We start from the raw sequence: 26,555 nt of genomic DNA on the forward strand, positions 1-26,555 counted from the left end.
CCGCCGGTGCGGGTGGGCCGGAGGCAGAACAAGCCGAGGAACTGCCGCTGCCAGAGCCGGAGTTCGACCCTGAGTTCGATGCAGTTCCGCCCCCGGAGGATGCCCCGCCCGCGGGCTACGAGGAGCTGGTCGCGCTCATGAACGAGGCCGCGTCCCAACCGGGTGCGCAGGACGAACATGTCCCCGCGCAGTCGACGGGCCAGCAGGCGCCGAACCAGCCACAGCCGGGGCAGACACAATTTTCGCAGGCACAGCGCACCGAGGACGTCGACGACTTCCTGGGAGCCGCAAGCGGCGGAAACCGACGTCCTGAAACAACAGTGGCGAGCCCCTTCGACCGGCGCCACGCCCCGGACAACCGCGAGCAGCTGCTCGCCGGGCTCAACCCGCAGCAGAAGGAAGCCGTGCAGCACACCGGCAGCCCACTGCTCATCGTCGCGGGCGCGGGATCCGGCAAGACCAGCGTGCTGACCCGCCGCATCGCCTGGCTGCTGTCCACCGGTGTCGCGCCCTGGCAGATCCTCGCGATCACCTTCACCAATAAGGCTGCGGCGGAGATGCGCGAGCGCGTCGCCGACCTCGTTGGTCCCGCCGCCGAGCGGATGTGGGTGTCCACCTTCCACTCCATGTGCGTGCGCATCCTTCGCAGCAACGCTCACCTCGTGGCGGGGCTGAACACCAACTTCACGATCTACGACTCGGATGACTCCAAGCGACTGATCACCATGGTGATCAAGGATCACAACCTGGACGTCAAGGAGTTCGCGCCCCGCGGCGTGCTGTCCACCATCAGCAACTGGAAGAACGAGCTCATCGGGCCTGCCGCTGCGAAGGCTGAGGCAGACGCGGACAGTAACTTCCATAAGCAGACTGTCGCCTCCCTGTACGCGGACTACCAAAAGCGACTCCGGGCGGCGAACGCCGTGGACTTCGACGACCTGATCGGCGAGGTCGTCGGCATCCTGCGCAACAACCCGCAGGTCGCCGAACACTATCGCCGCCGCTTCCGCCACGTGCTCGTCGACGAGTACCAGGACACCAACCACGCGCAATACGTGTTGGTCTCCACCCTCGTTGGTGAGGAGGGCAGCGGTGGTGGTGAGCTCGCCGTGGTGGGTGATGCGGACCAGTCCATCTACGCCTTCCGCGGCGCGACGATCCGCAATATCGAGGAATTCGAGCGTGACTACCCGAATGCTCACACCATCCTCCTGGAGCAGAACTACCGCTCCACGCAGACCATCCTCTCCGCGGCGAATGCCGTGATCGACCGCAATACCGAGCGGCGCCCCAAGAAGCTGTGGACCGACCTCGGTCAGGGCGAGAAGATCGCAGGCTATGTGGCTGATAACGAGCACGACGAGGCCCGCTTCATCGCAGGCGAGATCGACCGGCTCGTCGACGAGGGCGTGGCCTACGGGGACATCTCCATCATGTACCGCACCAACAACGCCTCCCGCGCGTTGGAGGACGTGCTCATGCGCTCCGGGCTGCCCTACAAGGTCGTGGGCGGCACCCGCTTCTACGAGCGCAAGGAGATCCGCGACATCGTCTCCTACCTCAAGGTTCTCGATAACCCAGAGGACACGGTCGCGCTGCGCCGCATCATCAACACCCCGCGGCGCGGCATCGGCGACCGGGCGCTCGCGCAGGTCACCGTCCACGCCGAAGCGCAGGGCGTGAGCTTCGCGCAGGGACTGCGCGAGGCCGCCGAGGATAAGGTCGCCCGGCTCGGCGGGCGTGGTCGCAATGCCATCGCGGGCTTCCTCAGCATGATGGACGGCTTGCGAAAGACGGTTGAGGATGCGGAGCTGCGAGCCTCCGACGGCAGCCCGCTGGGCCTGCCGGACCTGGGGGCGATCATCGCCGCGATCGTGGAACAGAGCGGCTACCGAGCCGAGCTGGAGAAATCCAACGACCCGCAGGACCAGACCCGGCTGGATAACGTCAACGAGCTGATCAGCGTGGGCCACGAGTTCAGCCAGGAGGCCGCGCACCAGAAGGCCTACGAGGAGATGCCCGCCGGCAAGGCGGTGCAGGCCGAGGTGCAGCTCACACAGGACGTCGCCGACGCGATGCTCGACGAGGGCGAGGCCCCGCTGGGCAGCGTGCAGGCCTTCCTGGAGCGGGTCAGCCTGGTCGCCGACGCCGACCAGATCCCAGAGGAGGGTGCTGGCCAGATCACGCTGATGACCCTGCACACCGCCAAGGGGCTGGAGTTCCCGGTGGTCTTCCTCACCGGCTGGGAGGACGGCCAGTTCCCTCACATGCGTGCGCTCAGCGACCCCACCGAGCTCGCCGAAGAGCGTCGCCTGGCGTACGTGGGCATTACCCGCGCGAAAAAGAAGCTCTACATCTGCCGCGCGATCACCCGCTCCGGCTGGGGTGCACCGGTGAACAACCCGCCCTCGCGCTTCCTCTCCGAGGTGCCCGAGGAACTGGTGGAGTGGCTCCGCGAGGAACCGGATTGGGCCGGCTCCTGGGGCAGTGGTGGCTATGCCGATGGCTCCAGCTTCGGCGGTGGCTCTGGTTACTCGGGAGGCTGGGGCCGCTCGGGTGGCTGGGGCTCCGGTGGTTCCGGCAGCTACGGCAGTCGTGGCGGCGGTTTCGACGGTGGCCGCACCTTTGGTGCAGGTCGCGCGGGTTCCGGCTTCAGTTCTGCAGGAGGCAGCTCTCGTAGCGGTTCGGGTAGCGGCAACTCCACCGGCTTCCGGCCGGGTAAGCCCGCGGGCGCGAAGGCTAAGAAGAAGGCCACCGACCGAAGCGGCAAGCCTCTGGAGCTGGCCGTGGGCGACCGGGTTAACCACGATAAGTACGGCCTTGGCACCGTCAAGAGCGTCGATGGGGCGGGCAGCCACACCACCGTCATGATCGATTTCGGCAGCCGTGGTACCGTGCGGCTCATGCTCTTCGGCGGTGTGCCGATGGAGAAGCTCTAGGGCAGGGGCGGCACCGCCCCCCCTGGAGCGTGCTCTATAACAAACCCAGTGCGGTCGCTATAAGAAGAACAGCTCCCACCCGTGAAGGGTGGGAGCTGTTGTCATTTTAGCGTCGGCTTAGAGCTCGATGCCGAGGTCACGCAGCCACGGCACCGGGTCGATCGGGCCGGAGCCGTTCGGGTGGATCTCGAAGTGCAGGTGCGGGCCGGTGGAGAAACCCTCGTTACCCATGCCGGCGATCTTCTGGCCGGCGGTCACGCGGTCACCGACGGAGACGTCGATGGTGGCGATGTGGCCGTAGACGGTGATGTCACCATTATCGTGCTTGACTCGCACCCAGTTGCCGAAGCCGGAGGCCGGACCAGCGTCGATGACGGTGCCGTCCTTGACTGCGCGGATCGCTGTGCCGATGGCGTTAGCGATGTCCGCGCCATTGTGGTTGGTGCCCCAGCGAGCGCCGAAACCAGAGGTGAAGGAACCCTCGGCCGGCTTAGCGGCCTGCGGGGCGCGGGACGCAGCGTCAGCGGCAGCGCGCTGCTTCGCGAACTCCAGAGCGGAGGAGAGCTGTGCGGACAGGTCCGCGGTGGTCTCCTGCAGCTGCGGGACCTCCAGGATGCGCGGGGCATCAGCCGCGGAGCTGCCCTCGGCCTCCTGGGCCAGGAAGGAGGAGTCAGCCGCCAGCTCGATGGTGCCATCAGCTGGGGTAGCGGAGTTTGCCTGCTGAGCGCCAGCGGTTGCGCCTGCGGCGCCAGCCGTGGATACGGCACCCGTTGCAACGGCGACCAATGCGAGACGGCGCTTGGCGCTGTTATCTACCTTGCGGTGCTGGCCAACGCGCCGGGTGCTGGAGGTCTTCTGCACGTTCCTTGCCCTTTCAAGCTCTGGAGAATGTGATCTACTCGCTGGTTTTTCGTAACCAGATCGTTATGAACGAGAGTTACTCTATTGTTTCCTTCGATATCTTTCAACCAATATTGCGAGAACATAACAATAAGTGAACGCTGTGGCTGGTGTGATTAACGGGGAGATGACGGGGAAGTGGAGCGAAAGCGCAGCTCAAAGTGCCTTTTAGTGGGTTAATGCGGCGTGATTTCGCCGGCGTTTCGGTGGGGTACACCCAAAAAGGGTGGGGAAAGTCACATTTTTCCGCCGATATTCCTGATCCGTTCCCCCCTGGATTCGACCAGGGCAGCAGTCACGCGAGGCTCACCCTGTCTTTGCCTGGAAACGCCGGAAAGTGCCGTGAATATCACAGAGGGGGTAGTGGCAGGCACAATAGACACTGTGAGTAGACAAGCCGACAACCCCCGTTCCAGACCGCGCCGCAGTGCTGCCCGCCAGGCGGGCCGCCGCCCAGCCGGCCCCAGCCGGCGCCCGCCGGCGCGTCCGTCGTCTATTCAGGCCGCTCCGGCCGGGCGCTCCGCGGCAGGTCAAAGCTCTCAGGACCGTTTCCACCGTTCGGAACGCGGCGAACGTACCGTCCCACGTACCGGCCAGCGACAGCAGCCGGGCAGGGGAGCGGGGCTGAAGCACCGTTGGGAGTTGTGGCGCCCCCACATCAAGCGTTTCCTTCCCTCCCTGCTGGCCAACCACGGGGTTACTATCGCGATCGCCCTGACCTTCGCGGTGATCGTGGGAATTGGCGCGAAATTTTCGATGGTTCCCAGCGTCCTCGCCAGCGTCTGGATGGTGGCGAACGCCGCCCCGCTGAAAATGCAGGGCGTGGAGCTGGGCTTCGTCCCACTGCTCCCCGCGATTGCCGTGATCATCGGCCACTCCCGCCGCATTACGAAGGCACTGGGGGATAAGGTCAGCGTCCGGGGCTTAAGGGTATTCGCAGCTCTCGGTATTGCTCTGCCGATGGTGCTGACCTTCATCGCTTGGCTCATGCTCCTGGATGCAGGTCGCGTCTTCGACGTCCAGGCGCCGCACCTGGGTCGAGCGCTGCTGAACACCTTCCTTGTTAACGGACTGGCCGTGGCTATCGGCATGCGGGGGCGCATCTGGCGGGCCCTGCTGATGCGCCGCCACTGGCCGACCTGGCCCGTGGAATCCGTCCGCCTGGGCCGGAACTTTCTGGGCTGGATGTGTGTAGCCGGCCTGTTGGGCATCGTGATCGCCCTGATCGGCAACTGGTCCGCCGCCACAGCGGCTTACGAGATCGCGCCGGGCTTCTGGCCAGGCGTGGGGATGACCCTCCTGGCGCTGCTCTACCTGCCGAATATCGTCATCGGGGCGGCAGCCGTCCTGCTGGGCGGGGAGTACAACCTTGGCTTTGGCCTGTTCAGCCTGTTCAATATCACCAACGTGGAGCTGCCCCCGCTGCCGATCCTGGCCGCCGCCCCGAACGCGCCCATCCCGGGTGGGCCGTTCCTGCTGGCGATCCCAGCGATCGTCGCCGTGGCCACCGTCTACCGCTTCGTGCGCCAGCGCAGCTACGTGGAGTCCCCGGTCTTCACGGGCCTGGGAGCCGGAGTCGCTGCCTTGGTGCTCACCTTCATCGGTGCGTGGTTGGCACGAGGCGTACTGGGCACCGTTGGGAACACCGGGCCGCTGCCGTGGCTCGCCGCCGTGGAGGCGGGGGGCTGGTTGCTGCTGCCCGCGACGGTGCTTATGTGGTTCCTTGCCCGCGCCGGTGACGCGGTGACCGAGGCCGTCCCGGCTGACGAGGTCGCTTCTGACGAGGACACCGAGTACGAGTACGAGGACGCTTCCGATGACGGGGATGCTGCCGAAACCGACATCGACGATGACGAGGACGTGCAGGGCGAAGGCGCCGCTTCCGACGACGGGGATCCTGCCGCGGAAGACGCCGCCGAGAACGCTGACGTCGAGGACGAGACCGTCACCGAAGAAGAAAACGACGAGACCGACAACGCGGACCTCGATGACCAGGCCGACGTCGACGGCGAGATCGAGGAGAACGAGAAGAACGAGGAGAACTAATGAGTCAGAATTTCCACACCACACTGCCCGCGCCCCAGGGCCGGCCGCTGCGCATCGTTGCGCTGGCCTCCGGCTCCGGCACGCTCGTCCAGGCCCTCATTGACAACCTGGACCCCGCGAAGGTCGAGCTACTCGCCATCGGTGCGGACCGCGACTGCACCGCACTCGAGCGCGCCGAGAAGGCAGGCCTGCCGAGCTTCAAGGTGGAGTACATCCCGAAGGTCACCGACCGTGAGCAGTGGAACCGCGACCTCATCGCCGCACTCGAAAGCTGGGACGCCGACCTCATCGTCTCCGCCGGGTTCATGCGCATCATCGGCGCCGAGGTCGTGGACCGCTTCCCAGGCCGCATCATCAACACCCACCCCGCGCTGCTGCCTTCCTTCCCGGGCGCGCAGGCGGTCGTGGATGCCATCGAATACGGCGTGAAAGTCACCGGATCGACCGTTCACGTGGTGGACGCCGGGGTTGATTCCGGCCCGATCGTGGCGCAGGAAGCGGTAAACGTGCACCCAAGCGATAAAGTGGAAGCGTTGCACGAAAAAATTAAGCACGTGGAGCGGCGTTTGATCGTGCAGGTCCTGCACGAGATCGCAGGAAACGGACTCACCATCGAGGGACGAAAGGCCCAGATCAGCAGCAATGACTGAACTTTCGAATTCTAAGAACCCAGCGCAGGCAACCGGCGAGCGCACGCCTATCCGCCGCGCCCTGGTCAGCGTGTACGACAAGACCGGCCTGGAGGAGCTCGCGCAGGGCTTGCACGCCGCCGGGGTGGAGATTGTCTCCACCGGCTCGACCGCGAAGAAGATCGCTGATGCCGGCGTGCCCGTCATCGAGGTGGAACAGCTCACCGGCTTCCCGGAGGTCCTCGAGGGCCGCGTGAAGACCCTGCACCCGCGCGTGCACTCCGGCATCCTCGCCGACACCCGCAAGCAGGACCACCTCGACCAGCTCAAGGAGCTGGAGATCGAGCCCTTCGAGCTGGTGGTCGTGAACCTCTACCCGTTCACCCAGACCGTCGCCTCCGGGGCTTCCTACGACGAGGTCATCGAGCAGATCGACATCGGCGGCCCGTCGATGGTGCGCGCCGCCGCGAAGAACCACGCCTCCGTCGGTGTGGTCGTGGACCCGACCAGCTACGACGAGGTCGTTGCCGCCGCGAAGGAGGGTGGCTTCACCCTCGCGCAGCGCACCGAGCTGGCCATGAAGGCCTTCCAGCACACCGCCTCCTACGACGTCGCGGTGGCCAGCTGGCTGACCGCCCAGGTCGGCGAGGACGACGAGCAGTTCCCGGCGTGGTCCGGCGCCTCCTATGAGAAGGCCCACGACCTGCGCTACGGCGAGAACCCGCACCAGAAGGCCGCGGTCTACACCGCGCCGGGCGAGGAGCCGGGCCTGGCACAGGCTGAGCAGTTCCACGGCAAGGAGATGTCCTACAACAACTACACGGACGCCGACGCCGCGTGGCGCGCCGCCTGGGATCACGAGCGCCCGGCCGTCGCGATCATCAAGCACGCCAACCCGTGCGGCATCGCCGTCTCCGAGGAGTCCATCGCCGCCGCCCACCGTGCTGCGCACGCCTGCGACCCGATGTCTGCCTTCGGTGGCGTCATCGCCGTCAACCGTCCCGTCAGCGTGGAGATGGCCAAGCAGGTCGCGGAGATCTTCACTGAGGTCATCGTCGCCCCGGACTATGAGGACGGCGCGATCGAGATCCTGAGCCAGAAGAAGAACATCCGCATCCTTAAGGCCGCTGCCCCGACGCGCGCGACCATCGAGTCCCGCCCGATCTCCGGCGGTCTGCTGCTGCAGGAGCGCGACGTCATCGACGCCAAGGGCGACGCCCCGGCCAACTGGACCCTGGCTGCCGGCGAGCCGGCCGACGAGGCCACCCTCGCCGAGCTGGAGTTCGCGTGGCGCTCTGTGCGTGCCGTGAAGTCCAACGCCATCCTGCTCGCCGCCGACGGTGCGACCGTGGGCGTGGGCATGGGGCAGGTCAACCGCGTGGACGCCGCGAAGCTCGCCGTCGAGCGCGCCAACACCCTCTCCGACGGTGCCGAGCGCGCCAAGGGTGCGGTTGCCGCATCCGACGCCTTCTTCCCGTTCGCCGATGGCTTCGAGGTGCTCGCCAACGCTGGCGTGCGCGCCGTGGTCCAGCCGGGTGGTTCCGTCCGCGACGCTGAGGTCATCGAGGCCGCGACGAAGGCCGGCGTGACGATGTACCTCACCGGGGAGCGCCACTTCTCGCACTAACAGCAAGAGTGTGCACGCTTAGTGAGGGGGCCGAGCAGCGGAGACGCTGCCCGCCCCTTTTTCTATCTCTCAGGAGCCAGACGCAGCGGGGCCAAATATGAGATGATGATCACATCATAAATAGCTCGCCCAGCCGACAACGGGAGGTTTTTACCCCATGCCACTGAACCCGCAGCCACAGGACGTCGTCATCGTCGGCGCCGCCCGCACCCCGCAAGGCCGCCTGCTCGGCGCGCTGTCCCGCAAGACTGCCGTCGACCTCGGCGCCGCCACCATCTCCGCAGTACTCGAGAGGTCCGGCGTGGGCACCGAGCCGGTGGACTACGTCCTCATGGGCCAGGTCGTGCAGGCCGCCGCAGGCCAGAACCCCGCCAAGCAGGCCGCCGTCGCTGCTGGCCTGGGGATGCACGTCCCGGCCATGACCATCAACAAGGTCTGCCTCTCCGGCCTGGATGCCGTCATCAGCGCCGCACGCATGATCAAGGCCGGGGACGCCACCGTCGTCGTCGCCGGTGGTCAGGAGTCCATGTCCAACGCCCCGCACCTCGCCACCGGTGTGCGCTCGGGCAAGGGCTTCGGTGGGCTGAAGCTGGACGACGCCCTCGAGCGCGATGGGCTCACCGACCCGGTCCAGGGCACCGCCATGGGTGTGGAGACCGACGCGAACGCCGAGGCCGCCGGCCTGAACCGCGAGGAGCAGGACCACATCGCCGCGCTGTCCCACCAGCGTGCCGAGCGTGCGACCACCGATGGCACCTTCTCTGAGGAGATCGTCCCCATCGAGATCGCCACCCGCAAGGAGACCATCACCGTCTCCCAGGACGAGGGCGTGCGCCCGGGCACCACCGAGGAGGGCCTGGCCAAGCTGCGCCCGGCTTTCCGCAAGGAGGGAACCATCACCGCCGGTTCCTCGTCCCAGATCTCCGACGGCGCGGCTGCCGTCGTGCTCACCACCCGCGAGAACGCCGAGGCCAAGGGTTGGAACATCCTGGCTACCGTCGGCGCTGCGGGGCAGACCGCAGGACCGGACACCTCGCTGCTCTCCCAGCCTTCCCAGGCCGTGAAGGCCGCCCTGGCCAAGGCCGGCTGGGAGACCGGGGACCTGGACTTCCTGGAGATCAACGAGGCCTTCGGTGCCGTCGTCGCACAGTCCCTGAAGGACCTGGACTACCCGCTGGAGAAGACCAACATCCACGGCGGCGGCATCTCGCTGGGCCACCCGATTGGCTGCTCCGGTGCCCGCGTGCTCGTCACCGCAGCCCACGAGCTCAACCGCCGCGGCAGCGGCAAGGCCGCGGTCTCCCTGTGCGGTGGTGGCGGCCAGGGCGATGCGCTGCTGATCTGGAAGTAACGCCTTGAGGGGGGTGGGTTGGCTTCGGCCAGCCCAGGGGAGGGGGCGACCCAGCTAACCCAAGCTAGCCCAGGAAGAGCACGATCCCTGCCATGATCGGCAGGGAGATCGCCGTGGACACCACGCCAGTGTCACGGGCCAGCACCTGCTGGGTCTGGAAGCGCTGCGCGTAGGTGAATACGTTCTGCCCCGTGGGCAGCGCCCCCATCAGTACCATCGCCAGCAGCAGCTCCCCGCTCGCGCCGAAGACCAGCGTGCCGACGAGGAAAGCCAGCGTGGGGTGCAGAACCGTCTTCAGCAGGGAGGCCACCAGCACCGACTTGCGCGGGCTGCTCCCCGGCTGCAGCACCTTGACCTCTGCCATGGACATACCGAAGACCACCAGTGCCACGGCGACCATGGACTGGGCGATCAGATCGATCGGGTCCGCGATCAGCGCCGGCAGCTCAAAGCCGAATTGAGTGTTCATCCAGGCCAGGATCATGCCGACAAAAGCCGAAATCAGCAGGGGGGACTTGAACAGCGCCGAGGCCACCGCCGGCGCCAGCCGGGTACGCGACGTGTCCGACTGCGCGCCCGAGCCGCGCTCCTCGGCGATATCCAGCAGCAGCACCGCGGTGGGAGCGTAGAGACCCACCTGGAAGAGGATCACCGGCAGCGTCAGCGTCGGGTCGTCCAGCAGGTAGGTGGCCAGCGGGATACCCAGGTTGGAGCCATTGCAGTAGCTGGCTGCCAGCATGCCGATGAGGGACTCCTTGGCACTGCGCCGGGCAATCCAATAGAAGAGCGCGAAGCTCGTGAATCCGGTCAGCAGGCTGCTGATCGCCACCACCGCGAGGTTGGGCCCGAAGATCTGCCCGAGGTCCGCGTGGCTCATGAAACGCAGTAGCGTGGCGGGCAGCGCGATCCAGAACACGTACATGTTCAGCGGATAGAGCGCCTTGGGGCCCAGCAGCTGCTTGCGGCCAATAGCGTAGCCGAGTCCGATGATGAGGACGACGACGCCGAAGCCGGTAAGCACATTGAGCATGGCTTCCATTGAACCACCCGCCCGTCCCGGGCCGACCGCGAGGGGTGGGGCCAACCAAGGGGAGCCGGGTGAGCGGCTGGAGGGCGGGCAGAAGAAAACCCCGCCGGGCTACTGCCACGGCGGGGCTCAGAGGGGAGTGGTGCTTAGAGCGCCTTCACCACGTAGGCCTTGGCCCACTTATCGGTGTGGGACTGGTTGTACGGGTCGCGGGAGATACCGACGCCGTAGACAATCATGTAGATGAAGCCGAGGAAGGGCAGGATGCTCAGCAGGCCCTGGATGAGGTAGAAGCTATTGCGCTTCAGGGACTGAACAAAAGTAAGCTGCCGGCCCTCGAAGTCCACGACTCGCTGACCGGTGGCCAGCTTGCCCAGGGAGCCCTTCATGCCACTGGACTCCATCGCCGCGCGGTACACGAACCACAGCACGAAGGAGAACAGCGAGGCGATGCCAATGCCCGTCGGCATGTCGGCATTGATGCCGTTGGCGGTGTTAAGGAGCCAATCGAGGACCTCCTGCGTGGAGGACAACATCAGGAATATTGGTGCGCTGGCAACGTTGACCACGATTCCGTCGATGATGAGGCTCAGCAGGCGAATCCACGGGCCCGGACGCGACGGCGCGAGGGGAGCGGTGCCCGCCGAGGCCTCGTAGTCCGGCATGCTGGGGAAACCGCCAGCGGCAGCGGAGCGATCATCGCCCATCGGCACGCCGTAGCTATCCGCCCCGTAGCCCTGGCTACCCGGGGAGTCGTTAAACGCGTCCCCCGCATCGGGATGGTTGTATCCGCTACCGTAAGGCCCACCGCCAGAAGCGTCCCCGTCGTGTCGATTATTCGGAGTCGAGCCACCGTAGCCACCGTTGTCCGGGGTTCCTCCGTCATAGGGATTCTTGTCATAGGGGTTCGTCATCACAGGGCCTTTCGTCCATCGTTCAGCCCCCGCGTCGGTGTATGCGTGAAGGGCATTGTCCCCGAATATAGTTCCGCACTATCCGGAGTGCACGGCTGCACCCCTCGGAAATGCCTGGGAACCGTGCGGAAACGCGAGAAGTTTACGCCCGCGTTCCCCCGGGTCTAAAGTGAAAAGGCGTAAAACAGCCACGCAACGGTGCTCTACAAGCCGGTGCACCCAGCGATGCTGAGGCTTTGAAAGGAACAAGCTACGCCCATGACCCACCGCATCGGTTTCGACCGCGAGAAGTACATCCAGCTCCAGTCCGAGCACATCAACGAGCGGCGCGAGCAGATCGGTGGGAAGCTCTACCTCGAAATGGGCGGCAAGCTCTTCGACGACTACCACGCCTCCCGCGTCCTGCCCGGCTTCACGCCGGATAACAAGATCGCGATGCTGGAGAACATCAAGGAAGACGTCGAGATCGTCGTCTGCCTCAACGCTCGCGACCTGGAGCGTGGCAAGGTCCGCGCCGACCTCTCCATCCCCTACGAGGAGGACGCCCTCCGCCTCGTCGACGTCTTCCGTGACCGCGGTTTCCTGGTCAACAACGTGGTGCTGACCCAGCTGGAGGACAGCAATCACATGGCCGTCGCCTTCGCCGAGCGCCTGGAGCGCCTGGGGCTTTCCGTCGCGCGCCACCGGGTGATCCCCGGCTACCCGACGAACACTGAACTCGTGGTCTCCGACGGTGGCTTCGGCCTCAACGACTACGTGGAAACCTCCCGCGACCTCGTCGTCGTCACCGCGCCGGGACCAGGTTCCGGCAAGCTCGCCACCTGCCTCTCGCAGGTCTACCACGAGTTCCGCCGCGGGGTGCCCGCCGGCTACGCGAAGTTCGAGACCTTCCCGATCTGGAACCTCCCGCTGGAGCACCCGGTCAACCTCGCCTACGAGGCCGCGACCGCGGACCTGGACGACATCAACGTCATCGACCCCTTCCACCTGCAGGCCTATGGCAAGCAGGCGACCAGCTACAACCGCGACGTCGAGGTCTTCCCACTGCTGAAAACCCTGCTGGAGAAGCTCTACGAGCACTCGCCGTACCAGTCGCCCACGGACATGGGCGTGAACATGGTGGGCAAGTGTATCTCAGACGACGAGCTGTGCCGCGAAGCCGCGAAGCAGGAGATCGTGCGCCGCTACTACAAGGCCCTCGTCGAAGAGCGCCGGGAGGATACGGACGATACCGTCTCCTCGCGCGTGGCGATCGTCATGAGCAAGGTCGGTGCGAGCATCAAGGACCGCCGCGTCGTGGCCGCCGCCAACGAGGTGGAGGAGCGCACCGGCCAGCCGGGCAGCGCCCTGGAGCTGGCGGACGGCACCATCATCACCGGCAAGACCAGCGAGCTGCTGGGCTGCTCCGCGGCGATGCTGCTCAATGCGCTGAAGCACCTCGCGGGCCTGGACGACGAGATCCACCTGCTCTCGCCAAAGTCCATCGAGCCGATCCAGACGCTCAAAGTCGACCACCTGGGGTCTCAGAACCCGCGCCTGCATACCGACGAGGTGCTCATCGCGCTCTCCGTCTCCGCCGCCGAGTCCGAGGACGCCCGAGCAGCGCTGAAGCAGCTGAAGAACCTCGCGGGCTGCGACGTCCACACCACCACCATCCTGGGGTCGGTGGACGAGGGGATCTTCCGCAACCTCGGGGTGCTGGTGACCTCCGAGCCGAAGTACTGGCGAAAGGCCCTCTACCGTAAGCGCTAAGCGCTAGCTGATGCTGATGCCCCGGGGGGAGTGGCCGCAATCTTCCCGTACCGGGCTGTTGGCCGCCACCCAGTGCGCAGCATGGTTTAAGCCAAATTTCTTGGCACTGCAAAAAGAAGACCCGCCCTGGCGTTACGCCAGGGCGGGTCTTCTTTGTCTACGTAACGTCTACCTGCCGGTTCTTAACGGCTGTTGAAAGGCAGGAGAGCCATCTCGCGGGCGTTCTTGATCGCGGTAGCAACCTCACGCTGCTGCTGCGGGGTCAGGCCCGTGACGCGGCGAGAGCGGATCTTGCCACGGTCGGAGATGAACTTACGCAGGAGAGCGTAGTTCTTGTAGTCAACCTGCTCGATGCCTTCGGCCTTGAGCGGGTTCTTCTTGGGGCGGCGGGACTGCTCCATCCGCGCCCGCTTCATGTTGTTGCGCTTCATTTAAAGAGCCTCCCTAATTACCAGCTGGACTTACGAACGCCCGGCAGCTCACCGCGGTGAGCCATCTCGCGGACGCGGACACGGGACAGGCCGAACTTGCGGAGGTAGCCACGTGGGCGACCGTCGGCGGCGTCACGGTTGCGGACGCGAACAGGGGAGGCGTCGCGCGGCTGACGGTTCAGCTCGAATTGTGCCTCGATGCGATCCTCATCGCTGGTGTTCGGGTTCTTGATGATCTTCTTGAGCTCAGCGCGACGCTCCGCATAGCGGGCGACGATTTCCTTGCGCTGCTCGTTCTTCGCGATCATGGACTTCTTAGCCATAAATTATCGCTCCTCGCGGAATTCGACGTGCTTGCGGGCAACCGGGTCGTACTTCTTCAGAGTGATGCGATCCGGGTTGTTGCGCTTGTTCTTACGGGTGACATAGGTGTAACCGGTGCCAGCCGTGGACTTGAGCTTGATGATTGGACGAATATCATTACGAGCCATTTTTAGATCTTCTCCCCACGAGCGCGAATCTTGGCAACGACGGACTCGATGCCATCACGGTCAATGGTCTTTAGGCCCTTCGGAGAGACCGTCAACGTGATCGTGCGGCCCTCAGAAGGCAGGTAGAACTTGCGACGCTGAACATTCGGGTTCCAGCGGCGGCTCGTGTGTCGGTGAGAGTGGGAAACCTGCTTGCCGAAACCCGGCTTGCGGCCCGTCACCTGGCAATATGCCGACATGGGTTTTCTCCTTCCACCATGCACAACACAACGAAAATGCAGGCTCCCCGGTGGGTAGACAGTCCGCTGGGAAGCACGAAATACGCTGTATGCACGGTGATGACGTTTACATAGACAACAGCAGAGGACAATTATACAGCTCAGGTGGAAAAGCGCCTAATCTTGTCCAGTCGGGACTGGCGCTTGTGCGGTGCCCGGTCAATTATGTCCACCGGTCGAAATGCGATAGACTTTTGCGGTCGTACGTGCTGCCACCGTGGCATCTCGAACGTGAAGACAATGTTTCGCCCCGACTCGGGCACGACCCGCGCTGTCATGTGCGGGACCGACCCGATGTGATCAACCTAAGGGAAGAAGTATGAAGAAGGATATCCACCCGGATTACCACCCAGTGGTATTCAAGGACTCTGCTACCGGTAAGCAGTTCCTGACCCGCTCCACCGCCACCTCTGACCGCACGGTCGAGTGGGAGGATGGCAACGAGTACCCGCTGATCGTCGTCGACATCACCAGCGAGTCCCACCCGTTCTGGACCGGCGCACAGCGCGTCATGGACACCGCAGGTCGCGTCGAGAAGTTCCAGCGCCGCTACGGTGGCATGGCTCGCCGCAAGAAGAAGACCCAGTAAGGCTCGAGGAGGGTAGAAGAAAATGGCAGTACCAAAGTTTAAGAAGTCCCGCGCCAACACCCGCGCCCGCCGTTCCCAGTGGAAGGCGGATAACGTCGATCTTCAGACTCAGAAGATCAACGGCCAGGAGGTGCAGATCCCTCGCCGCCTGGTGAAGGCTGCTCAGCTCGGCCTGATCGACCTGGACTAGTTCCGCTCAGCCGGTTTTACCGGCCCAACGCCCGCACCTGGATCGCAGGGTGCGGGCGTTTTTCTGCCGCCCCACCACCGGGGAAGTGCCCGAAACTTGCATTCGAGATGCAGAAAACTCCTAACCTGTGGGTGCGATCAACCTAAACAGGCGCTGAGTTTTAACACAAAGCCGCGCCGAGAGGGCACAATAGCTATATGAAGATTCTCGTTGTGGACGATGACCCGGCTGTACGCGAGTCGCTGCGCCGTTCCCTGATTTTCAATGGGTACGCCGTCCTGCTCGCCGCGGACGGGGAGGAAGCGCTGGATAAAGTTCAGTCCGAGCGTCCCGACATGGCGATCCTCGACGTCATGATGCCGAAGCTCGACGGGCTCGAAGTGTGCCGCGAGCTGCGTTCCCAGGGAGATGACATCCCAATCCTCCTGCTCACCGCACGCGATTCTGTTTCGGAGCGCGTGGCCGGACTGGATGCCGGCGCGGATGACTACCTCACCAAGCCCTTCGCTCTCGAGGAGCTCCTGGCTCGCACCCGTTCCCTCGTCCGCCGTGCCGCGCGCCCGGCGGCGGTGGACACCCAGCAGGTCGAGATTCTGAAGTTCGAGGACCTCGAACTGGATCCCGCGACCCGCGACGTCACGCGTGGTGGCCGTCAGATTAGCCTTACCCGCACCGAGTTCGCCCTGCTGGAGCTGCTGCTGCGCAACCCCCGCAAGGTGCTCTCTCGCACGACGATCCTCGAGGACGTGTGGGGCTATGACTTCCCGACCTCCGGCAACGCCCTGGAGGTCTACATCGGCTACCTGCGTCGCAAGACCGAGGCCGATGGCGAGCCGCGCCTGATCCAGACGGTTCGAGGCGTGGGCTACGTCTTGCGCGAAACTGCTCCATGAGTTTGAGGAGGCTCTCCCCGGAACCCCGGGGTCGTGTCTCCCACTCGGCGACGGGGGAGCGCACCGCTGGCGAGATCGTCGACCACGGCATGCCCCTCGAGCAGGAGGGGGTCGCAGATCTGACCGAACGCTCCCGGTGGCGCCGCTTTTTGGACGGCACCCTGGGCAGCATCAAACGACGGTTGACCGTCCTGGCCTCCCTGGTCATCATCTTCTCGATCGCTACCGTTACCTTCGCGGCCTACGCCACGGTGTCCCAGATTTTGTGGCGCACTAGCGATAGCCTGCTGCGGTCCCAGGCGCAGAGCATCATCGAGATGCCCGCCGAAGAAGCGCCGGGAGGCACCCCGGGGGAGCACTATCGCCCGACCTTCGAAAAGATCTCCGACACCTTAAGTTTGATGGTTATTCCGGAGTCCAATACCGGCATCTCCGCGCCTGTCGCGAAGTTCGAGCACGTCCTGGAAGACGCCGAGATTGAGGTCATCCAGGGCGCTCGACCGCACTCCTACCGCTCCGACGGTGACGACCGCTACTTTGCAGTCGCCGCGCCCGACGGCCGCGTCGTCGTCCTCGTTTCGGATACCTCGTCGACGCACCGGGCGCTGGATTCGCTGGCGCTCATCCTGACCATGATCGGTATTTGCGGGGCGCTCGGCGCGATCGTGCTGGTCACCGCCGTGGTGAGCACGGGGCTGCGACCCATCGACCGCCTCCGGCGGGCCACGGACCGAGTGACGGAGACGGATGAGCTTCGTCAACTCGTTGTTTTCTCCAATGATGAGGTAGGCACCCTCACCCAGTCCTTCAACAACATGATGCTGGCCCTGCAGACCTCCCGAGAAAAGCAGAAGGAGCTCGTGGCAGATGCCTCGCACGAGCTGAAGACGCCGCTGACCTCCCTGCGGACCAATATCGAGCTGTTGCTACTCGCGACGCGCGAAGACTCCCCGGGCATTTCGGAGGCGGACCGCCGGGAGATCGAACGTGATGTGCTCAGCCAGTTGGACGAGATGAGCGCCCTGATTAAGGACCTGGTGGACCTCGCCCGTGAAGATGGTCCCGTCCTCAGCGACCAGGAGGTCGACCTCAACGACTGCATTCGCGTTGGCGTGGCGAAGGTGCAGCGGCGCCGCCCAGACGTCACCTTTGAGATCCACGCCGAACCCTGGGTCACCCAGGGCGACCCGACCAGCCTGAAGCGCGCGCTGCTAAACCTGCTGGACAACGCAGCTAAGTGGTCTCCGCAGGGCGGCACCGTGCGCGTGTGGATGCAACCCATCCCATCGGCGGCCTCGGGCCTTCCTGCCGGGGCGCAGGGCGGCGGGGGGTACGAGGAGGCTGTGGAAATTCGAGTCGCAGACTCGGGGCCGGGCATCCCAGCCAAGGACCGGGCAAAGGTCTTCGATCGCTTCTACCGCTCGATTAGTTCTCGCTCGATGCCGGGCTCTGGCCTGGGGCTCTCCATCGTGAAGCAGGCCGTTGTGAATCACGGCGGGGCGATCATCGCCGATGAATCTGACGACGGTGGCGCGCTGATGCGGGTTGTGCTACCCGCTCGCCGTGGAACTCCCAGCGAAAGATAGGGCTGCGTCCCAGTATTTTTTAGAAGGGAAGTGGAGGATGGTTCCTATGGATAAAAATGGTGAAAATCTGAATAGCGGTAACGGTGTCGGCGGCAATGGCGCCAGCGGTGGCGGGGGAGAGCACTACCCGCAGGCGTCGGACTTTGGGCCATTCGGGCACAACGGCCACACCCGCCGCGGCGAGGCCGGGGCGCAGTACGGCCCCGGGGGCTGGGCAGGCGAGGCTCAGGACAATCAGCATGCCCAATGGGGCCAGTCGCACACCGGTTATACCCAGACCCACCAGACCCAGCCGCACCAGGTTCAAGCCCACCAGGGCGCGCAGCCGCCGCAGCACCCTCAGGCGCTGCCGCACGAGCCGGGCTACCCACCCCAGGCAGGGGCCGGCGAGCCGGGCGAGAATTCGCTGAACGCGCCACCGAAGGAGAAGAAGCGCTGGTCCACCGGCGCGGTCGCGGCCCTCATGGTGGGGGCGGTGGTTCTCGCCTCCGGCACGACCTTCGCCCTCTCCACGATGCAGGGGACCAACAGCATCCGCTCCGTCAACACTCTCGACTCCGCGCCCACCGGCAATGAGGACACCAGCAGCAGCCGACTGGAGGAATCCGGAACCATCGCCCAGGTCGCGGATAAAGTCACCCGCTCGGTGGTGCAGATCCAGGTGCAGACCGCCCGCGGCGGGGAGGAGGGTTCCGGATCCATCTTCACCAACGACGGCATGATCCTCACCAATAATCACGTCGTCGGTGCCGCCGCCAAGGGTGACGCGAAAATGCAGGTGATCACCGCCGACGGTCGCGTGCTGCCAGCTAAGTTCATCGCCGCTGACCCGCAGACCGATATCGCCGTCATCAAGGCGGAGGGCGCCGATAACCTGCAGCCCATGGCAATGGGGGACTCCAACGCCATCAACGTCGGCGAGACGGTCGCCGCGATCGGCTCCCCGCTGGGCCTGAATTCCACCGTGACCTCCGGCATTGTCTCCGCCAAGGACCGTCCCGTCCAGGCAGCCGGCGAGGACGGCGGCGAGGGCTCCCTCATCGACGCCATCCAGACCGACGCCGCCATCAACCCCGGAAACTCCGGCGGTGCGCTCGTGAACCTCAAGGGCGAGCTCGTGGGCATCCCCACCGTCATCGCCACCCTGGGTGGAGGAGGCACCTCCGGCTCCATCGGCCTAGGCTTCGCCATCCCGTCCAACCAGGCGGTGCGTATCGCCAAGCAGTTGATCGATAACGGCAAGGCCACCCACCCGATGATCGGCGCGCAGATCAACACCGCCAGCCGCTACGTGGGAGCCGAGGTCATGGAAGTTAACCCCGGCAGCCCTGCAGAAAAGGCTGGTTTGGAGAAGGGGGACGTGGTGCGCAAGGTCGACGACCGCCTCATCGACACCGGCGTCGGGCTCATCGCCGCCATCCGTTCCCACGAGGTCGGGGACACCGTGAAGCTCACCGTCCTGCCTGGGGGACGCGGGCCGGAAAAGCAGCTCGACGTCACCCTCGGCACCGAGGCCGAAACCCAGGAGTAGACACGCACGGGGGAGGGTTGAAAATAAATCCCCATTAGGGGTTTGAAAAATCCTCTCCCGCGTTAAAGTTAAAGCGACCCACCCGCCGTGAAGGAGTAAAAGCGTTGACGCTAAACCGGAATGAAGCCCACGAGCTCGGTGCCCGAAACCCGATCGTGGACGACATCGACCACAGTCAGCTAGACCGGCTGGATGCCGCCATTCCGGAGCCAGACGATAGCTTCCTCCACAGTCTCGACCAGAGCCTCGACGCGCAGGCCGCCGCCAAGCGTGCCGCAGCCGAAGCCGTCCCCACCCGCCACGCGCTCGTCGTGCTGATCGGCGAGGATCGCGCTGGCCAGGGCGGCAGCGGGGAGCTCGTTGCCGAACTGCTCGCAGAGGACCGCTTCATCGTCGACGCTGTGGTCAACGTCGCCGAGCGCAAGAGCGAGATCCGGCACGCCATCGAAACCGGCGTGGTCGGTGGCGCGGACCTCGTCATCACCATCGGTGGCACCGGCTTCGGCCCTCGCGACCGTGCCCCTGAGGCCACCCGCAAGCTGCTGGATCGCCGCATCCCGGGTATCGCGGAGGCGATCCGCAGCTCCGGGCTGGCCGCAAATAACAAGGACGCCGCCCTCTCCCGCGGCCTCGCCGGCATCTCCGGGTCCACCGTGGTCGTCAACATCGCTGGCAGCCGCGGCGCGATCCGAGACGGAATGGCCACGCTCGGCCCGCTCGTCAACCACGTGCTTGACGAGCTCGGCGTCTAAATGGCCCGTCGCGTACCACGCGGGCTCGCCAGCCTAGGTAAGGCCCGCAGCGCCCGGAACGTAGCCGGGAGGGTGAAGGACCCCAAGCCCGCAGGCCGGGGCGTCGAAAAAGAAAAGAACCCGGCCGAGCACGGCGGGTTCGATAAAGACTTCTGGATAGAACAACGCCCGCCCCACTGGGGGCGGGTGAAGAACTAGTTCGACGGGCGTCGAGCCGGAACGCAGCTGAGCGAATCGCTCAGCGGGAATTACTCAGCGTGACGGCCGGTCGGGTCATCGTCGTTAGCGACGGAAGGGTCGACCTTCTTGGTGGACACACCGTTCTGCTGCTGCAGCAGGTCGCGGATCTCGGCCAGCAGCTCAGTCTCGGTTGCAGCTGCCTCCTCGGTGGAGATGCCCTTGCGGCGAGCATTCATCTCAGCCAGCTTGTTCATCGGCATGATGAGGATGAAGTAGACGACGGCCGCGATGATCAGGAAGTTGATCGCGGCGGTGATCACAGCGCCGACGTCGACGAAGGTGGCCGGGTTGCCCTCGCGGATGTGGAAGCCCAGGCCGAACTCCGGGGAGCCTCCCAGCGCAGCGATCAGCGGGTTGACGATCTTGTCAGTGAAAGCAGTGACGATTGCGGTGAACGCGGAACCGACAACGACGGCTACCGCGAGCTCGACCACGTTGCCACGCATCAGGAAGTCCTTGAAACCGGACAGCATAAATAATCCCCTTCTTAAAGGTAAAAAGACTGGTTTTATTATACTGATGAGCTGGGGAAATGATAGACCCCGTTTTGGCTGATGCCAGCCGACACGGCGAGGTCATGTGGGGCCGCGGGAACGCAAACACCCAGCTCGGAGTCGTCCACCACGGCCCAGATTGCTTGCAACCGGGGTGCAGGGCCAGGTCGGTCGCCCCTCGGTGTCGTGACGGGATGCACAGCCGGCGCCCCGGTGGGGGCGTCCTTGGCGCTCGATCTTCCCGGGTTTTCGGGCGCGATCGAGGCATCGCCCGCCACGAAGTCCGCCAGCGTGCGGTCGTAGAATCCGCCCCCCTGGCCCAGCCGGGTGCCGTCGGAACCCAGGGAGAGAGCGGGGAGGACGGCGACGTCCGCGGCATCGACCAGCTCGCCCAGGTTTTCGCCCGAGGGCTCCAGGATCCCCATCGAGTTCGCCACCAGGTCTGCCGTGCCAGTGAACGTGCACCACTCCAGCCGGCGTGGGTTGTGCTGAACGACCGGCAGGATCACCTCATAGCCCGCGTTCCGCAGTGCCTCCGGCAGGTCGGCCCCTCCGGGCTCGCCCGGCAGCGCGCAGAACGCTGCCACCACCGGCCGGGAGTCGGGGAATCGCTGCCCCAGGGCTGCGACCAGGTGGCGCTGGATGGCGCGGTCGCGCTGGGCGCGCTCGGCTGCCGGAAGCTGCTTGCGCGTATAACGAACCTCGGCGCGCAGGGCGGCCTTTGCGGCGCGGGTTTCCTCGGGATTATGGGGCATGATCTCCTTCGCTGCTCCTGCTCTTTGCTTCGGTGGGTTGGCGGTGCCTGGATTCCCAACAGATCTTTTCCTGCCCGCACCGGGTGTAAGTCCAGCACTTTGGCCCAGCTGGGCGGTACGATGCACCTCATGACTTCCAATGAGCTTCGCACAGTTGTTGTCCCCGCCGCAGGACTGGGGACGCGCTTCCTGCCTGCGACGAAGACGGTGCCCAAGGAACTGCTCCCCGTGGTCGACACGCCCGGGATCGAGCTTATCGCCGAGGAGGCCGCCCAGGCTGGTGCTGAACGGCTGGCGATCATCACCGCCCCGAAGAAGCAGGGCATCATGGCGCACTTCCGCACCGATGCTGAGCTCGAGGCCACCCTCGAAGCCCGCGGTAAGGAGGAACAGCTCGCGAAGGTCCGCGCCACCGACGGCCTGATCGACGTCGCCGCCATCGAGCAGCCGGAGCCGCTCGGCCTCGGCCACGCCATCGGCCTGGCCGAATCCCACCTCGCCGAAGATGAGGAATGCTTCGCCGTCATGCTCCCGGACGACCTCGTCCTGCCCTACGGGATCATGGAGACCATGCTGGAGGTGCGCCAGCGCTACGGCGGCTCCGTCCTGTGCGCGGTCGAGGTGCCGGAGGAGGACGTCTCCAAGTACGGCGTTTTCGATATCGCCGCCGACTCCGATGACCCGCAGGTCAAGAAGGTCAACGGCATGGTCGAGAAGCCGGACCTCGAAGACGCCCCGTCGAACTTCGCGGCCACCGGCCGCTACCTGCTGGACCGGCAGGTCTTCGAGGCCCTGTCCCGCACCAAGCCGGGCAAGGGCGGCGAGATTCAGATCACCGATGCCATCGAGCTGATGATCTCCGAGGGGCACCCGGTGCACATCGTCGTCCACCAGGGCAAGCGCCACGACCTCGGCAACCCGGGCGGCTACATCCGCGCCTGTGTGGACATGGCCCTCGAGGATGAGACCTACGGCGAGTCCCTGAAGCAGTGGCTCGAGCAGCGACTCGGGGAGTAGCCCCATGCGCAGCGTTGAGGAACAGCTAGCGATCATCTCCGCGGCGGCGGTCACGCCGGAACCGGTGCGCATCTCCATCTCGGAGGCGCTCGGCCTGCGCTGCGCGGAGCAGATCGAGGGGGACCGGGCGGTACCCGGCTTCAACCAGGCCGCCATCGACGGCTACGCGGTGCGCGCCGTGGATATCCGCGAACCCGCCGACGGTGAGCTGCCCACCCTCCCGGTCGTCGGTGAGGTCACCGCAGGTTCGAGCCGTCCCGTGCGGCTGCAGCCGCGCCAGACCGTGCGCGTCCACGCCGGAGCGCCGATCCCGACCCTCGCTGACGCCGTCCTCCCGCTCGATTGGGTGGAGGTCGACGGCCGCCACGTGGAACCGCTGCGCACCGTGAACTCGGGGGAGTTCGTCCACCGCCTAGGTTCCGACGTTCAGCCGGGCGACGTCGTTGTCGAGCAGGGGGCGGTGCTCGGTGCGGCCCAGGTGGGCCTGCTCGCAGCCATTGGCCGCTCCAAGGTGCTGGTCTACCCGCGCCCGCGGCTGAGCGTGCTCGCCTTCGGCCCCGAGCTCGTCGACATCGACCGCGACCCGGGCCTGGGGCAGGTCCACGACGCCAACTCCTACGCCCTGGCCGCCGCCGCCAAGGAGGCGGGCGCTGAAGCGCACCGCATGGGCATACTCGCGGGCGAGCCCCGCCGCATCAGGGAGGTCCTCGAAGCCCAGCTGATGCGCAGTGAGGTGCTCGTCATCACCGGCGCGATCGGTGGGGAAGGCAGCGACCAGCTGCGCGAGATCCTGGGCGAGCTTGGGTCGGTGGAAACCACCCGCATCGCGATGCACCCGGGGTCCATCCTTGGCTTCGGTGCCCTCGGCGCCGACCAGGTGCCGACCTTCCTTCTTCCCGCCAACCCCTCCGCCGCGCTCGTGGCCTTCGAGGTGCTGGTCCGCCCGCTGATCCAGATCATCCGCGGCCAGCGCCAGGCCACCCGCCGGGTGGTGCGGGCCCGCACCATTGCCGCGATCGACTCGGCGCCGCGCCGCCGCGGCTTCATCCGCGGCCAGCTGATGCGCGACCGGGAAACCCGCGAGTTCCTCGTGGACCCGCTGGGCGCGGTCGGTGGCGGGGAACCAACCCACCTGCTCGGCAGCTACGGGCAGGCCAACTGCCTGATCACCGTGCCTGCGGAAGAGACGCACGTCGCGCCGGGCCAGTTCGTCGACGTCCTCTTCCTGACCAACCGCTCCTAACCGCGGGAAACTCACCGGGGAGCGGCGGACGTGGAGCTCGATAGACGCCTGGCCAGAGGCAACGGGGGGCGGTGGCGCGTGCCTACCGTCTGGCTGCCACCAGCAAACCAACGGCCGGGCGCCGTGCCCGACTCCGCCGCGGAGCTGCCGGTGCGGCTGCGGGAGCTGCGCCGCTCCGACGGTGCGGCCTGGCGTGCCTTCCGCATCGCCGATGAACACCTCCTGCGCCCCGTCGAGCCGACCGTGGCGACTTCCTGGGAGGAGGCGCACTCGCCGAAAATGTGGCGCCAAACCTATCGCGGCCTGAAGTTCGCGGAGCGTCAAGGGATAGCGATGTCGCTGGCGATCGAGGCAGCCGGCGAGTTCGCGGGCCAGCTCACGCTCGGCAACATGCAATACGGCACGATCGGTAACTGCTGGATCGGCTACTGGGTGCATTCCCGCTGGCAGGGCCGTGGGGTGGCCACCGCCGCCGTCGCCTTGGGCACCGACCTGGCGATGCTGGGGCTCGGCCTGCACCGGGTGGAGGCGACCGTCATGGAAGACAATCCCGCCTCCCGCCGCGTGCTGGAGAACACCGGCTACCGGGTGGAGGGGCGCCTGCAGCGCAACCTGCACATCGACGGGCGGTGGACGGACCACCTGCTGGTCGCCCAGACGATCGAGGAGCTCGGCCCCGGGATCACCCATCGGCTCGCCTCCCAGGGACGTTTCCGGGTCGACTAGGCCTCAGGCAAAACTTCCGCGTTTTGGCTCGCCACGCGGCGTGGCAGGAAGCGAAGCGCCCAGGTTGCCGATACCTTGGAAGGTATTGCTGCTGGCCTCGCCGCCATCCTCCGGCAGGGCTAGTTCATCCGCTGGGTACACCCCAGAGGTCCAAACCGCTGTCTAGCTTTTAGGAGCATAAGTGTCCGGCTCCCTTCTGTTGATCCTCGCAGTATGGCTGCTGCTGATGGCGCCGCTGTTGCTGCGCAAGCAGTCCCCGGTGCGCCGCACGTCGCGGGGCATGTCCGAGACCCGAATTCTGCACGAAGGCGGTGCCAAGCGTTCCCGCCGTCCGCGCCGTCTGTTGCCCGCCGAGGGGCACTACATGTCCTCGGATGAGGACGTGGACGCGGACATCGATTTCGTCGAGGCGGAACCGGAGTACGTCCTTTTCGAAGAGGACGCCGTCGCCCGCGACGAGGAGCGTTCCGCCGAACATGCCGACATCGCCGACGGCGTGGAGACGGTGGACGCAGAGGTCGACGAGGACCACGCCGACGTCACCGAGGCTGCCGCGGACGAGACCGCCAACCTGGAGACCCTGGAGGGCGAGCTCGTCGACGCCGACGCCGAGGATCTGGACGGCGAGGAGCACGTGGCGGACGCCCAGCGCCGCACCGTCCCGGCCGAGGCGCCGGCCATGAGCACCGAGTCCGTCACCGTTGACGCGGAGCTGGCCGCCGACGCGGCAGACACAATGGTGCACGAGGATGAAGCCCACGAGGACGCCGGTGCGGACACGCCGGCGACCCTGCGCGTGGCCGAGGCTGAGCAGGCGGACACTGCGGACGCAGACACCGAGGACGCATCGGAGGAGCAGCCCGCGCTGCGTAACATCCCGACCGCCTACTTCCGCGGCGGTGACCTGCACGTGGACGCAGGAGTCTGCGAGGAGGACGAGGCCGCTGAGGCCGAGTCGCCGCTGGCAGAGGCCGAGGAGGAGAGCTTCGAGCTGTCCGAGGAGGACATGGAGTTCATCGCCTCCCGCCGAGGCCGCGGAGTCTACGACCCGGTCGCATCCCAGCAGCTCTACAACCGCCGCCTGCAGCGCCGCAAGCAGGTGCTCGGCGTGCTCGCCGGCCTGACCGCGATTGCGCTGATCGCCAGCCTTATCGTCGGTGGCAAGCTGTGGATTGCTTTCCTCGTCACCGCCGCGCTGACCGGCGTGTACCTGTTCAACCTGCGCCGCCAGGCGATCGAGGAGGCCAAGCTGCGCCGCCGCCGTCTCGCACGGATGCGCCGCGCCCGCCTGGGTGTGCGCAACCTGGAGGACGCCGAGCTCGGCGTCCCGGACCGGCTGCTGCGGCCGGGCGCGATCGTCGTCGAAACGGACGAAGCAGATCCGGAACTTGAAAACCTGGCCTACGCCAACGGCGGGGACTTCTTCGACGACTACCCGGGCGAGGACGCGGACCTGGACTACTGGGACGGTCCGCACGACCGCACCCACATCCGCGCGGTCTAAGGCGCACGCGCAGACCGCGACGGATAATCAACGATGCTGGAACACCCGGTTGCCCGCGACGGTGCCTTGCTGCTGATCCGCGCCGTGCTGGGCACCATCTTCATCGCCCACGGCTGGCAGAAACTCTTCATCCAGAAGGTTGGGGGAGACTCCGGGGTGATCGCGGACTTTTCCCACCAGGGGATCCCGCAGCCCGAGCTCTCCGCCTGGCTGGCCACCGGGCTGGAGCTCATCGGGGGAGCGCTTCTGGTCGTGGGCCTGCTGGCGCCGCTGATGGCTGGCCTGCTGATCCTGCACATGATCGCCGCGATGTACCTGGTGCACTGGTCTCAGGGGCTCTTCGCCGCCGATAACGGTATCGAGCTGCCGCTGGTGCTGTGCGCGGGGCTCGTGGCGATCGTGGTCTTCGGATCCGGGCGGGCCAGCCTGGACCAGGCATTCTCCCGCTTCGGGTGAGCGGGGTAAAGGGGGCTACTGCCGCCTCTGCTTGGCAGAGCGCGGCTTTTAGGGGAGCATAAGGTCTGTGGAATGCGCAGAAGTTCGGGCAGCGCTCTCGGCGCGGCTAGACGGCGAGGACGCCGCGGTGCCGGGAGAGATCGTGGACGCCCACGTGGCCCAGTGTGAGGAGTGCCAGGCGTGGTACGCGCAGG

The 26,555-nt window shown here is 65.9% G+C and carries 27 protein-coding genes; 18 read left to right on the forward strand and 9 right to left on the reverse strand.

Translation table 11 applies throughout. The features are described 5' to 3' along the window. The first annotated feature begins 137 nt into the window (after positions 1-137). The gene (locus Q1V78_RS03420; protein ID WP_300611682.1) at positions 138-2,939 is read left to right on the forward strand and encodes a UvrD-helicase domain-containing protein; all 2,802 of its coding nucleotides are present in this window, start codon (positions 138-140) and stop codon (positions 2,937-2,939) included. 117 nt (positions 2,940-3,056) lie between these two features. Here Q1V78_RS03420 and Q1V78_RS03425 read toward each other — a convergent pair whose 3' ends face one another. Beyond that, positions 3,057-3,800: a M23 family metallopeptidase gene (locus Q1V78_RS03425; protein WP_300611636.1), complete on the reverse strand. Its 744-nt coding sequence runs from the start codon at positions 3,798-3,800 to the stop codon at positions 3,057-3,059. A 423-nt stretch (positions 3,801-4,223) separates the two neighbouring features. On the opposite strand from Q1V78_RS03425, the gene Q1V78_RS03430 reads away from it, so the two are divergent. The 4 genes from Q1V78_RS03430 (at position 4,224) to Q1V78_RS03445 (ending at position 9,492) form a co-directional block, all read left to right on the forward strand. After that, a complete protein-coding gene (locus Q1V78_RS03430) occupies positions 4,224-5,885 on the forward strand; it encodes a DUF6350 family protein (RefSeq protein WP_300611638.1) in 1,662 nt (553 codons plus the stop codon). Then, positions 5,885-6,535, forward strand: coding sequence for a phosphoribosylglycinamide formyltransferase (gene purN, locus Q1V78_RS03435; RefSeq protein ID WP_300611640.1), 651 nt, complete (start codon positions 5,885-5,887; stop codon positions 6,533-6,535). Before Q1V78_RS03430 ends, purN begins: the two co-directional genes overlap by 1 nt. Continuing rightward, complete coding sequence (gene purH, locus Q1V78_RS03440) at positions 6,528-8,141, forward strand: bifunctional phosphoribosylaminoimidazolecarboxamide formyltransferase/IMP cyclohydrolase (RefSeq protein WP_300611642.1); 1,614 nt, start codon at positions 6,528-6,530, stop codon at positions 8,139-8,141. Before purN ends, purH begins: the two co-directional genes overlap by 8 nt. Before the next feature lie 157 nt (positions 8,142-8,298). Continuing rightward, a complete protein-coding gene (locus tag Q1V78_RS03445) occupies positions 8,299-9,492 on the forward strand; it encodes an acetyl-CoA C-acetyltransferase (protein WP_300611644.1) in 1,194 nt (397 codons plus the stop codon). 64 nt (positions 9,493-9,556) lie between these two features. On the opposite strand, the gene Q1V78_RS03450 is transcribed toward Q1V78_RS03445, so the two are convergent. Next, on the reverse strand, positions 9,557-10,531 hold the full coding sequence (locus tag Q1V78_RS03450; protein WP_300611646.1) for an AEC family transporter: 975 nt from the start codon (positions 10,529-10,531) through the stop codon (positions 9,557-9,559). 134 nt (positions 10,532-10,665) lie between these two features. Continuing rightward, positions 10,666-11,433, reverse strand: coding sequence for an RDD family protein (locus Q1V78_RS03455; protein WP_300611647.1), 768 nt, complete (start codon positions 11,431-11,433; stop codon positions 10,666-10,668). 258 nt (positions 11,434-11,691) lie between these two features. Here Q1V78_RS03455 and Q1V78_RS03460 point away from each other — a divergent pair, with 258 nt between their 5' ends. Further along, entirely contained in the window at positions 11,692-13,185 is a 1,494-nt protein-coding gene (locus Q1V78_RS03460; protein WP_300611649.1) for a DUF1846 domain-containing protein, read from the forward strand. A gap of 182 nt (positions 13,186-13,367) precedes the next feature. On the opposite strand, the gene rpsR is transcribed toward Q1V78_RS03460, so the two are convergent. Genes rpsR through rpmB form a run of 4 tightly spaced genes read right to left on the reverse strand, consistent with a single transcriptional unit; the run spans position 13,368 to position 14,346 of the window. Further along, positions 13,368-13,616, reverse strand: coding sequence for a 30S ribosomal protein S18 (gene rpsR / locus Q1V78_RS03465; protein ID WP_012359791.1), 249 nt, complete (start codon positions 13,614-13,616; stop codon positions 13,368-13,370). Positions 13,617-13,633: 17 nt separating this feature from the next. Continuing rightward, the gene (gene rpsN, locus Q1V78_RS03470; RefSeq protein ID WP_012359792.1) at positions 13,634-13,939 is read right to left on the reverse strand and encodes a 30S ribosomal protein S14; all 306 of its coding nucleotides are present in this window, start codon (positions 13,937-13,939) and stop codon (positions 13,634-13,636) included. Between the two features lie 3 nt (positions 13,940-13,942). Next, positions 13,943-14,107 (reverse strand): 50S ribosomal protein L33, encoded by a 165-nt coding sequence (rpmG, locus tag Q1V78_RS03475; RefSeq protein ID WP_012359793.1) that lies wholly within the window; start codon positions 14,105-14,107, stop codon positions 13,943-13,945. A gap of 2 nt (positions 14,108-14,109) precedes the next feature. Next, entirely contained in the window at positions 14,110-14,346 is a 237-nt protein-coding gene (gene rpmB / locus Q1V78_RS03480) for a 50S ribosomal protein L28 (protein WP_012359794.1), read from the reverse strand. A 358-nt stretch (positions 14,347-14,704) separates the two neighbouring features. Between rpmB and Q1V78_RS03485 the strand changes: the two genes are divergently transcribed. The 6 genes from Q1V78_RS03485 to Q1V78_RS03510 all read left to right on the forward strand — a co-directional run bounded on the left by Q1V78_RS03485 (position 14,705) and on the right by Q1V78_RS03510 (position 19,926). Continuing rightward, entirely contained in the window at positions 14,705-14,974 is a 270-nt protein-coding gene (locus tag Q1V78_RS03485) for a type B 50S ribosomal protein L31 (RefSeq protein ID WP_012359795.1), read from the forward strand. 22 nt (positions 14,975-14,996) lie between these two features. Beyond that, positions 14,997-15,164, forward strand: coding sequence for a 50S ribosomal protein L32 (gene rpmF / locus Q1V78_RS03490; protein WP_015381369.1), 168 nt, complete (start codon positions 14,997-14,999; stop codon positions 15,162-15,164). Between the two features lie 197 nt (positions 15,165-15,361). Continuing rightward, entirely contained in the window at positions 15,362-16,057 is a 696-nt protein-coding gene (locus tag Q1V78_RS03495) for a response regulator transcription factor (RefSeq protein WP_300611655.1), read from the forward strand. Continuing rightward, entirely contained in the window at positions 16,054-17,643 is a 1,590-nt protein-coding gene (locus tag Q1V78_RS03500; protein ID WP_300611657.1) for a HAMP domain-containing sensor histidine kinase, read from the forward strand. The genes Q1V78_RS03495 and Q1V78_RS03500 overlap by 4 nt, the downstream gene beginning before the upstream one ends. A gap of 46 nt (positions 17,644-17,689) precedes the next feature. Next, entirely contained in the window at positions 17,690-19,174 is a 1,485-nt protein-coding gene (locus Q1V78_RS03505; RefSeq protein WP_300611659.1) for a trypsin-like peptidase domain-containing protein, read from the forward strand. A gap of 104 nt (positions 19,175-19,278) precedes the next feature. After that, positions 19,279-19,926 (forward strand): MogA/MoaB family molybdenum cofactor biosynthesis protein, encoded by a 648-nt coding sequence (locus tag Q1V78_RS03510; RefSeq protein WP_300611662.1) that lies wholly within the window; start codon positions 19,279-19,281, stop codon positions 19,924-19,926. A gap of 248 nt (positions 19,927-20,174) precedes the next feature. Here the strand turns inward: Q1V78_RS03510 and mscL are convergent, their stop codons facing one another. Together mscL and Q1V78_RS03520 are read right to left on the reverse strand one after the other, a co-directional pair. Further along, positions 20,175-20,639, reverse strand: a complete 465-nt coding sequence (gene mscL / locus Q1V78_RS03515; RefSeq protein WP_300611664.1) for a large conductance mechanosensitive channel protein MscL — start codon at positions 20,637-20,639, stop codon at positions 20,175-20,177. Between the two features lie 38 nt (positions 20,640-20,677). Next, entirely contained in the window at positions 20,678-21,415 is a 738-nt protein-coding gene (locus Q1V78_RS03520) for a 5-formyltetrahydrofolate cyclo-ligase (protein ID WP_300611667.1), read from the reverse strand. A 129-nt stretch (positions 21,416-21,544) separates the two neighbouring features. Between Q1V78_RS03520 and Q1V78_RS03525 the strand changes: the two genes are divergently transcribed. The 6 genes from Q1V78_RS03525 to Q1V78_RS03550 all read left to right on the forward strand — a co-directional run. Next, positions 21,545-22,432, forward strand: coding sequence for a UTP--glucose-1-phosphate uridylyltransferase (locus Q1V78_RS03525; protein ID WP_300611670.1), 888 nt, complete (start codon positions 21,545-21,547; stop codon positions 22,430-22,432). Between the two features lie 4 nt (positions 22,433-22,436). Further along, on the forward strand, positions 22,437-23,675 hold the full coding sequence (glp, locus tag Q1V78_RS03530) for a gephyrin-like molybdotransferase Glp (protein ID WP_300611674.1): 1,239 nt from the start codon (positions 22,437-22,439) through the stop codon (positions 23,673-23,675). A 30-nt stretch (positions 23,676-23,705) separates the two neighbouring features. Continuing rightward, on the forward strand, positions 23,706-24,401 hold the full coding sequence (locus tag Q1V78_RS03535; protein WP_300611676.1) for a GNAT family protein: 696 nt from the start codon (positions 23,706-23,708) through the stop codon (positions 24,399-24,401). Between the two features lie 181 nt (positions 24,402-24,582). After that, positions 24,583-25,905: a gephyrin-like molybdotransferase receptor GlpR gene (glpR, locus tag Q1V78_RS03540; protein WP_300611678.1), complete on the forward strand. Its 1,323-nt coding sequence runs from the start codon at positions 24,583-24,585 to the stop codon at positions 25,903-25,905. A gap of 33 nt (positions 25,906-25,938) precedes the next feature. After that, complete coding sequence (locus Q1V78_RS03545; protein WP_300611680.1) at positions 25,939-26,361, forward strand: DoxX family protein; 423 nt, start codon at positions 25,939-25,941, stop codon at positions 26,359-26,361. A gap of 67 nt (positions 26,362-26,428) precedes the next feature. Beyond that, the coding region (locus Q1V78_RS03550; protein ID WP_300611685.1) for a zf-HC2 domain-containing protein at positions 26,429-26,555 on the forward strand (127 nt) is incomplete at its 3' end.

The sequence above is a fragment of the Corynebacterium sp. genome, assembly GCF_030152825.1.
In the GTDB taxonomy this organism is placed as follows: Bacteria; Actinomycetota; Actinomycetes; order Mycobacteriales; family Mycobacteriaceae; genus Corynebacterium.